This is a genomic window from Streptomyces sp. NPDC005533 (assembly GCF_042871845.1).
Taxonomy (GTDB): Bacteria; Actinomycetota; Actinomycetes; order Streptomycetales; family Streptomycetaceae; genus Streptomyces.
The window spans coordinates 269,982-278,134 of the sequence record NZ_JBIAJH010000006.1 but is presented as its reverse complement, the minus strand read 5'-3'; the positions used below and the strand labels follow the sequence as shown (position 1 = coordinate 278,134).

General features: G+C 75.3%; 9 protein-coding genes. 4 read left to right on the top strand and 5 right to left on the bottom strand.

The genetic code is table 11. From position 1 onward, the window contains the following. Nucleotides 1-265 precede the first annotated feature (265 nt). Nucleotides 266-661 carry a DUF6479 family protein gene (locus tag ACFYP3_RS08975; RefSeq protein WP_388829002.1) on the top strand — a complete coding sequence of 132 codons (396 nt, stop codon included), beginning with the start codon at nt 266-268 and terminating at the stop codon, nt 659-661. 61 nt (nt 662-722) lie between these two features. Here the strand turns inward: ACFYP3_RS08975 and ACFYP3_RS08970 are convergent, their stop codons facing one another. Both ACFYP3_RS08970 and ligD read right to left on the bottom strand, forming a co-directional pair. Then, entirely contained in the window at nt 723-1,631 is a 909-nt protein-coding gene (locus ACFYP3_RS08970) for an ATP-dependent DNA ligase (RefSeq protein WP_388829033.1), read from the bottom strand. Further along, a complete protein-coding gene (gene ligD, locus ACFYP3_RS08965) occupies nt 1,631-2,527 on the bottom strand; it encodes a non-homologous end-joining DNA ligase (protein ID WP_388828999.1) in 897 nt (298 codons plus the stop codon). Before ligD ends, ACFYP3_RS08970 begins: the two co-directional genes overlap by 1 nt. 31 nt (nt 2,528-2,558) lie before the next feature. Between ligD and ACFYP3_RS08960 the strand changes: the two genes are divergently transcribed. After that, complete coding sequence (locus ACFYP3_RS08960) at nt 2,559-3,635, top strand: Ku protein (RefSeq protein ID WP_388828996.1); 1,077 nt, start codon at nt 2,559-2,561, stop codon at nt 3,633-3,635. Nucleotides 3,636-4,232: 597 nt separating this feature from the next. Here the strand turns inward: ACFYP3_RS08960 and ACFYP3_RS08955 are convergent. Then, nucleotides 4,233-5,069, bottom strand: coding sequence for a nuclease-related domain-containing protein (locus tag ACFYP3_RS08955; protein ID WP_388828993.1), 837 nt, complete (start codon nt 5,067-5,069; stop codon nt 4,233-4,235). Between the two features lie 191 nt (nt 5,070-5,260). Between ACFYP3_RS08955 and ACFYP3_RS08950 the strand changes: the two genes are divergently transcribed. Further along, the gene (locus tag ACFYP3_RS08950; RefSeq protein WP_388828990.1) at nt 5,261-5,896 is read left to right on the top strand and encodes a hypothetical protein; all 636 of its coding nucleotides are present in this window, start codon (nt 5,261-5,263) and stop codon (nt 5,894-5,896) included. Nucleotides 5,897-5,978: 82 nt separating this feature from the next. Continuing rightward, nucleotides 5,979-6,761 (top strand): hypothetical protein, encoded by a 783-nt coding sequence (locus ACFYP3_RS08945; RefSeq protein WP_388828987.1) that lies wholly within the window; start codon nt 5,979-5,981, stop codon nt 6,759-6,761. A 342-nt stretch (nt 6,762-7,103) separates the two neighbouring features. Here ACFYP3_RS08945 and ACFYP3_RS08940 read toward each other — a convergent pair whose 3' ends face one another. Both ACFYP3_RS08940 and ACFYP3_RS08935 read right to left on the bottom strand, forming a co-directional pair. After that, complete coding sequence (locus tag ACFYP3_RS08940) at nt 7,104-7,370, bottom strand: hypothetical protein (RefSeq protein WP_388828984.1); 267 nt, start codon at nt 7,368-7,370, stop codon at nt 7,104-7,106. A gap of 10 nt (nt 7,371-7,380) precedes the next feature. Then, on the bottom strand, nt 7,381-8,094 hold the full coding sequence (locus ACFYP3_RS08935; RefSeq protein WP_388828981.1) for a TetR/AcrR family transcriptional regulator: 714 nt from the start codon (nt 8,092-8,094) through the stop codon (nt 7,381-7,383). Nucleotides 8,095-8,153: the final 59 nt, after the last annotated feature.

The window sequence follows — 8,153 nt, the reverse complement described above, 5'->3', positions numbered from 1 at the left end:
CGCGTCGTCCGGTGCCGTGCATCGGCGTGTTGGCGGGGCGCCCTTGTACTGGACGTACTGGGGTGCTCCGCCAACACGGCGAGGTGCGGTGCCGGACGACGCGGGCGAGGCAAGATCCGGAAGAGACGGCCTAGTCGAGGGCGTTCGCGAAGGCGTTCGGGTCGGCGTGCGCGAGGGCGTTCTCGTCGGCGCTCCGCCCCGGGTGGCGCACAGCCTCCGGGGCGGGAGTGCGCATATCGGGGCGATGTGAGCGAAACTGGGCAGCATGGACACGATCCTGAGCGTGGACGCGATCCTCAGCCACATCGCGTGGTTCCTGTTCGTCGGACTGATCGTCGTCGCCCTGCTGCTCGGCGGATTCAAGCTGGGTCAGCGGGTGCGTGCGAAGGAACCGCCGCCGCCCACCACCGAGGAACAGCCGAACCTGCCCAACGGCGGGGCGGTCTACGAGGTCCGCGAGGAGCGGGATCCCGTGGAGATCCCCGAGGGCGGCCTGAGGCCGCACGAGATGCAGGGCTACGGGAACTTCGGCTCCACGACCTCCACCCATCCGGACGAGGTCAGGAAGGAGCGCGAGTCGGGGTACGAGCAGCCCAAGGGACCGGGTCCGCACCCGCAGCCGGGGTCTCCCCCGGACTCGGGACGCGGCGCACACGCCTGACCTCCGGCGGCCCGGCGGTCCGGCCGTCCAGCCACCTTCTGACCCGCGCGCCCCGCGCGGGTCAGAGGTCTGACCGCAGCCGGAGCACTTCCGGCGGCGGATGCCGGGTCGAGGTGTGCCGGACTTCCGCCGTGAGCGGCGGGTCGAGCGGCCGGAAAGGGACCTCCCCGAGCCCGATCGCCGTCACCGTGCCGGTGGACGTGCCGGCGGGCGTGCCGGTGGACGGGGCCGTCGCCGTGCGCGCGGCCAGTTCCGCCGCCACCTCCGCGCGCAGCGCCGCCGTCAGCGGGCTGGACACCAGCGGGGTCTCGTCCCCGACCGGCAGGACGAGCACCAGGGCGAGCGGGCGGCGCGGGGTGCCGGTGTAGCCGACCACCGCCGCGTCCCGGACGTCCGTGTGCCGGAGCTTCTGCCAGCCGCGCCGCCCGGCCGGGTAGGCCTGGTCCAGCCGCTTGACGACCAGCCCCTCGACACCGCTGGCGGGCAGGGTCTCGTACCAGGTGGCGGCCAGTTCCGGGTCGGTCGTCATCGGTACGGGCTGCAGGGGCGGCCCGAGCGGCAGGAGCAGGTCGACGAGGAGGGCCCGGCGACGCTCGTACGGGCGTGCGCGCAGGTCGAGCCCGGCCAGTTCCAGCACGTCGAAGGCGGCGTACGAGGCCGGCAGGCTCTGGGCGAGGACGGCGGCCCGTGCGGCCGTGGCCGCCGCCCGCCGCTGGACGAGGGCGAAGTCCGTACGGCCGGCGTGCCAGACCACCACCTCCCCGTCCAGCACCGTCGCGGCGGGCAGCTGCAGCGCGGCCGTGGCCAGGTCGGGGAAGGCGCTGGTCACGATGCGGCCGGAGCGCGCCTGGAGGACCACGCCCTCGGCCGTGCGCACGATCACCAGCCGGTGGCCGTCGAACTTCGGCTCGTACGCCAGCCCCTCCCCGCGCGGCAGGCTGCGTACGGCCGCGGCCAGCGCCACGCGGATCACGGCCGGCCTCCGGGCAGCCTGCCGGCCCGGTCCGGGTCGGTCAGCGGGCCGAAGAGGTCCCCGTCGCGCTCCAGCCGCGGCACGATGTCGTCGGCGAGGAAGACCAGGTCGGCGGGGGTCCGGCAGGCCTCGACCTCCTCCCAGGACACCGGGGCGGACACGGTCGGCCGGGCCCGCGCGCGCAGGGTGTAGGGGGCGGCGGTGGTCTTGGCGGCGGCGTTCTGGCTGTGGTCGACGAAGACCTTGCCGGGGCGCAAAGCCTTGGCCATGCGGTGCACCACCAGGTCGGGGAGCTCGCGCTCGGCCTCCTGGGCGAGCTGCTTCGCGTACGCCGACACCTGCGCGGACGGGGTCGGCTCCAGCGGCACGGCCAGGTGCATGCCCTTGGAGCCGGAGGTCTTGGCGTAGGCGTGCAGTCCGTCGGCGGCGAGCCGCTCGCGCAGCCAGAGCGCGGCGGCGCAGCACTCGACGACGGTGGCGGGCGCGCCGGGGTCGAGGTCGAGGACCATCCGGTCGGCGACGGCGGGGCTGCCGACGGGCCACTGGGGGGTGTGGAACTCCACGACGAGGTTCGCGGCCCACATGAGGGAGGCCATGTCGGCGATGACCACCTGCTCGGCGGACAGCTCGTCGGAGCGGGGCACGGGGGTGGTCTTCACCCAGTCGGGCGTGCCGGGCGGCGGATTCTTGGTGAAGAAGAGCTGGCCGTCGGGGCCGTCGGGATAGCGCAGGAAGGACACCGGCCGGTCGTGGACGTGGGCGAGCAGCGGGCCCGCGACGGTGGCGTAGTAGTGGAGCACCTCGCCCTTGGTGAAGCCGGTCTCCGGATAGAGGACCTTGTCGAGATTGCTGAGCGCGATGCGACGGCCCTCCACCATGGTGATCGGCGTCATACGATGAGACTGCCACGAATCAGGAGGAACCGTGCGATCCATTTGGAACGGGGCGATCTCCTTCGGCCTGGTCAGCATTCCGATCAAGCTCGTGAACGCCACCGAGAGCCACTCGATCTCCTTCCGCCAGATCCACCTCGCCGACGGCGGGCGGATCCGCTACCGCAAGGTGTGCGAGCTGGACGGCGAGGAGGTGCCGAGCGCCGAGATCGGCAAGGGGTACGAGGAGGCCGACGGGTCGGTCATCCCCATCACGGACGAGGACCTGGCGCAGCTGCCGCTGGCGACCGCGAAGACGATCGAGATCATGTCGTTCGTACCCGCCGACGAGATCGATCCGCTGCAACTGGACGCGGCGTACTACCTCGCGGCGAACGGGGCGACGGCGGCCAAGCCGTACACGCTCCTGCGCGAGGCCCTGAAGCGGAGCCGGAAGGTCGCGATCGCCAAATACGCGCTGCGGGGGCGGGAACGGCTGGGCATGCTGCGGGTCGTCGACGACGTGATCGCGATGCACGGGCTGTTGTGGCCGGACGAGATCCGGGCGCCGGAAGGGGTGGCTCCGGAGGTCACGGTGTCGGTCCGGGAGGCCGAACTCGACCTGGCGGACGCGCTGATGGCGACGCTGGGCGAGGTGGACATGGACTCGCTGCACGACGACTACCGGGAGGCCGTGGAGGCGATGATCGCGGCGAAGGCGGGCGGCGGGTTCGAGCCGGCGGAGGCCGAGCGGGAGCCGGCCGGGGGCCAGGTGATCGACCTGATGGCGGCGCTGGAGAAGAGCGTGCGGGCGGCGAAGGCGTCTCGGGGCGAGGCGGCTGCGGAGGCCGGCGGCGAGGGTGGGGGCGAGGTGACTCCGCTACGGCGCAAGGCGCGGGGCGCGGGCTCGGGTGCGGGTGCGGCGTCGGCCGCGCCGAAGGCGGTGGGCGGCAAGAAGTCCACGGCGACCTCGGCGAAGAAGACCGCGGCGTCGGCTTCGGCGGCGACGAAGAAGAAGTCGACCGCCGGCAAGTCGGCGGCCAAGAAGTCCACTTCGGCTGCGGCCGCGAAGAAGACGGGCGCGGCCGCGAAGAAGACGGCGACCCCTCGGAAGCGGTCCTCCGCCTGAGGCGGCCGGGCGCGGGCGGTGGGCGGTGGGCTTGCGCGGGCGGTGGGCGGCCACCTGCAGCGGCCGGCGGGCGGGCGCGGGCAGCGGGCAGCGGGCTTGCGGCGCAGTAGCCGGGCGCAGCAGCGGCGCGGGCAGCGGGCTTACGGCGCAGCGGCCGGGCGCGGGCGGCGACTTTGCGGCGCAGCGGCCCGGCGCGGGTAGCGGGCGGGCGCGGGCAGCGGGCTTGCGGCGCAGCAGCGGCGCGGGCGGCGGGCTTACGGCGCGCGGCCGGGCGCGGGCGGTGACTTTGCGGCGCAGCGGCCGGGCGCGGACAGTGGCCCGGCGCGGGCAGCGGCCGGGCGCGGGCGGTGGGCTGCGCGGGCGGTGAGTTTGCGGCGCAGCAGCGGCGCGGGCAGCGGGCTTGCGGCGCAGTGGCCGGGCACAGCAGCGGCGCGGGCGGCGGGCTTACGGCGCAGCGGCCCGGCGCGGACAGCGGGCGGGCGCGGGCAGCGGGCTTGCGCGGACAGCGGGCTTGCGGCGCAGTGGCCGGGCGCCGCAGCGGCCGGGCGCGGACCGGGGGGTGCGACGGTTTCCCCCTTGCCGTTCCTTCTGCCCCGGCTACCGCTGGGAGTTGCGCCCGGATTCGGGGGGTCGGGCGGTGGGGAGCCAGGTTCTCGTGTCGCGGGCCTGGGCGAAGAGGGTTTCGACTTCCGGGGGTTTGAGGGTGGTGGGCGATCCCGTGAGGTCCGAAGTGGCCGTCGGGGGATGGAGGAGGCGGATGTCGCGGACCGTGGGGGCCTTGTCGATGCGGGAGGCGTCGACCAGGGCCAGCGCCGGGGTGACGCGGGCGGTGAGCGCCAGGGAGGCGCGGGCCGCCGCGCGGCGGATCCAGCGGGGGTCCGGGCGGGGTTCGGTCCGGCCGATCGTGAGCAGGAGGTCGCCGACCACCGCGCGCTGACGGCGGGCCGGGACCGTACGCACGCAGAAGATCCCCGCCGGGCCGATGAGCAGGTGGTCGATGCGGCCCAGGCCGGGCAGCGGCACGCAGTGCAGGGTCCGCCAGCCGTCCGGCTCCAGGGCGTCGAAGGCGTCGCCCATCCGCTGCTGCGCGGTGAGGTCCTGGCGCAGCCGGTGCCGGGCGCGGGTGCCCGCCGAGCCGTGGTCGAGGTCGCCCAGCACGGTCTCGCCGGGGCGGTTCGGGGCGAGGTCCGCGTCCGGCGGGAGGGCGAGGCGCCGCAGGTCGGCCCGGGTGGGGACCGGGGGCGGGCCGATCGAGACGGTCCCGCTCAGGTAGGGGCGCAGCACCGCCAGGATCGCCTCGCGGTGGTCGTCCGCGAGCACGCTGATCCGGTTGGCCTGCCGGTCGTACCAGGCGACCGCCTGCCCGTCGGGCAGGTTGACGTACAGCCGGCCGCGGCCGGGCCGGCCGCTCGACAGCACCTTGAGTCCGCGCATCGCCCTCACCCCCGCCGTCCATGGGAGCAGCCGGAACGCCGCACCACAATCCCTCGGTTGTGTAACGACTCCGACGGGACGTTGCGACTTCGCTGTTACACGTCCGGGGCTCGGCCGCAACGGCCGGCGCCTAGGTTGGTCCCACCTGGAGACGCCAGGACCTGACCAGCACCAGCACCGAAGGGCTTCCCGTGAGCACCGTCAGTCGCCGCCGCACCCTCGTTCGCGCCGCCGCCGTGACCGCATGTGCCGCGAGCCTGCTGGCGCTGCCCACCGCCGCCGCGCTGGCCGAAGGGGTGCCGGCGGTCTCGTCCGCGCACTCCGCGGCCCCGCAGCGGACCCTGGTCAAGAGCCTCTCCCTCGCGGACGGCGCGTCCACGGCGCAGGTCTACCGCACCGCCCAGGGCGCGTACCAGGCCGAGATCCTGACCGCCGACGGCTCCACGGCGGCCACGCTGACCAGCCGCGACGGCGTCACCGACTTCGGTACGGCCGGGGAGCTGCACGCAGCGCTGGACTCCTCCGGCCGGCTGACCTCCTGGGTCGGTGACACCACCGCGCAGGGCGGCGGGCACGTCGTCGCGGGCGACGGGCACAAGACCGGTACCCGCAGCGGGCACGTGGTCCCCGCCGCGGCTCCGCAGCGCCAGGCCACCGACGGTCTCCGGGACTTCGCCTCCGGGCCGGCCGACGCCCAGCGCCTGAGCACGCTGGCCGACGGACCGGGCGAGGGCGTGCTGCTGCTCGCGGCCGGCGGCGGCATCGCGGCCGTCGGCGCCGCCGGGCTCGGCTTCGCGATGCTGCGCCGCGGGCGCACCGACGGCTGACCTTCGGCGTCGTCGGTCGGCGTCGGTAGGGGTCGGTCGGGGTCGGTCGGCGCGTCACGCGGAGAGGAGGGCGCGGGGAGCTGTGAACAGGCTTCGCCCGTCGGGACCCCGACTCCGCGCCCTGCCCGCCGCAGCCCTGCTTCCGTTGCTTCCCCTGCTGGCCGGCTGCGGTGAGGCCGGCGGGCTGGTCGCGGCCGGCGCCACGCCGGCGGCGAGCGGGCCCGTCCACCTGTGGCCCGACCGTACGGGGGCGACCGTACCGCCCGCCGATCCGGGCGGGGCCCCGCCCGAGTACGTCAAGGGCATCCCGCCCGTGCACGACCAGGACGTGCACGGCGTCGATCCGGTGGCCCTCGTCCAGGCGGAGCTGCGGGCCCACCCGAACGCCGACGCCGGCGCCGACGGGATGCCGCCCGGGACGGCGGACGCGATCAGGGCGTGCGCGGGGGAAGGGGACGCCGGGGAGGGCGGGGACGGCGGGGACGCGGAACCCGAGGCGTGCCCGGTGCTGACGCCGTACTACCGGGACCTCACGGGCAACGGCAAGGACGAGTTGATCGTCGGCATCGAACTCCCCGACCAGATGATGTCCGTACGGGTGTACACCGCGGACCCGGACGGACGACTCGACCGGATCATGGCGACCACGCAGAGCGTCATCTCGGTGGAACTGGCCGGGCGGGACGTGGTCTTGCGGGGGCCCAGCGGGAACCGCGGCTACGAGCTGATCACCGCCTGGTCCTGGGACGAGAAGCAGCTCACGATGCTGCCGACGCGCGAGCAGATCGTACGGGCGCCCGCGGGCGCGGGTGCCGGTGCGGCTGCGCAGGGCCCGGCGAACCGCGGCCCCGGCCCGGGTCCGTGATGGGGTGCTCGCCGGCGGCCGTGCCGGGTGTGCTCGTCGGCGCCGACCGTGGCCCGACCAGGCAACCTTCCTGCCGCCCGACACGGCCCGTGCCGGAGGGGCGCGGTCGGGGCCGGGTGTGTGTGTCGGGGTGATCCCCGCAGGGCGTCGAACGCACGGCCGCCGAGCCCTCCGACCCCTCGTCACGTTCGGCGCCCGAGGAGACGCACCGGCGCGCGCCCGGCGCCTACCGTGGGCCGACCAAGACGTGCCCGGCCTGGTGGAGCCGAAGCGGCCCGGCCCGACCCGAGCCGACCCCGATCAGCCGCGTCCGGCCCGGCCTCGACCCGACCCGGAGCGGGGTCAGGGGCGGGGGGCCTTGGTCCAGGGCCAGCGGAGCTTCGGCTTGTGGCCCGAGGGGCGGAACTCGTACTTCCAGCCCTTCTGGAGGCCCAGGCGCTTCGAGTACCCGGCCGGCACGCGTTCGTACAGCAGCACCGTCGGCGGCCCGTCCGGCACCGGGACGGGGATCTCGTACCACTTCGGGGGGTGTCCGGTCAGGCCGAGGAGGACCGGGAGGACCCGGCCGTCCATCGGGCCGCCCTCGAACGGGGTCGGTTGGCTTCTCACCCCACCAGTGTCACAGCAGGTGGGCGGCCTCGGAGACCACCGGGATCACGCGGCGGGCCAGCACCCCGACGGGCCCGTCGGCCGATTCCAGCGCCAGCGCGGCCCGCGCGGCCGCCGCGGTTTCCGGGTCGGTGGCCGCGGTGGCCGTCAGCAGGGCGATGAACTGGTCCAGCAGCCAGTCCCGGAGCCGCTCGACCTCGGGCTGCTTGCCCTCGTCGATCCAGATCAGGGAGGCCGCCTCGACCGCCGTGATCCACGTACGGACCATCATGCGCAGCCGGGGGCCGGGGGCCGCGACGCCCAGGTGGACGAGGATCTGGTCCGCGGCGGCCCGGCGGATGCCGTCCACCGTCGCCGTCGTGCGGGAGGTCTCCACGACGCTGCCGCCCTGGAGGAGCGCGGCGAAGCCGGCGTCGTGCTCGTCGACGAAGGCGAGGTAGCGGTCCAGGGCCCGCGCCAGGCGCTGGGTCAGCGGGCCCTGCTGGGGTTCGGCGAAGCAGAGTTCGAGGAGGTCCGCCGCCGAGCGGAGGGCCGCCTCGTAGAGCTGCTGCTTGCCGCCCGGGAAGTAGCGGTAGACGAGCGGGCGCGAGACCCCGGCGGCCTCCGCGACGTCGTCCAGCGAGACCTCCTCCGGCGCCCGGTGCGCGAACAGCGAGAGGGCCGCGTCGAGGAGTTGGGCTCGTCGCTCCTCGACGCTGAGCCTGCGGTAGGCGCGTACGGTCATGACCGCAGGGTAGCCGCACGGGCGCCGGCCGGGCCCGGTCCGGGCCATCTCCACCGCCC